Raw genomic sequence first — 589 nt, 5'->3', positions numbered from 1 at the left:
TTCACCACTTCACCCCCAAGAAAGGGGGTTGATGGTTCCTCTTAACCTTCCAGCACCGGGCAGGCGTCAGTCCGTATACATCGCCTTACGGCTTCGCACGGACCTGTGTTTTTAGTAAACAGTCGCTTCCCCCTGGCCTCTGCGACCCTCCCCCCTAGCCCGCACGGGGCTTCAGGGCTCAGGCCCCCCTTCTCCCGAAGTTACGGGGGCATTTTGCCGAGTTCCTTAACCATGATTCACTCGTGCGCCTAGGCATACTCTGCCCGACCACCTGTGTCGGTTTAGGGTACGGGCGGCTGGCACCATCGCGTCGAGGCTTTTCTCGGCACCCCAGGATCACCCTGTTATCCCCCACCAACGTGGGGTCACCATCACGCCTCACCCCACCCAACCAAATGGGCTGCCCCCCGGATTTACCTGGAGGACGGGCTGCGCGCTTGAACGGACCAAGCCATCAGGTCCGCCGGGCTACCACTGTGCGTCACCCCTGTTAACACGCTTGCCTACCTGCACGGAGGATCCCCAGACCCCACCACCACAACCACACCACCCCCCGAAAGGAGTAGGCGCGGCTTATATGGCGGCTGGG

1 rRNA gene is annotated in these 589 nt (G+C 62.0%); it reads right to left on the bottom strand.

The window, feature by feature from the left end:
• Positions 1-589 (bottom strand): 23S ribosomal RNA (locus BKH28_RS13085); the annotation flags it as partial.

Origin of the sequence: Actinomyces oris (assembly GCF_001937665.1) — a bacterium.
Classification (GTDB): Bacteria; Actinomycetota; Actinomycetes; order Actinomycetales; family Actinomycetaceae; genus Actinomyces; species Actinomyces stomatis.
Note: the sequence above shows the minus strand (reverse complement) of the source record. Positions and strands in the feature narration are given on the sequence as shown.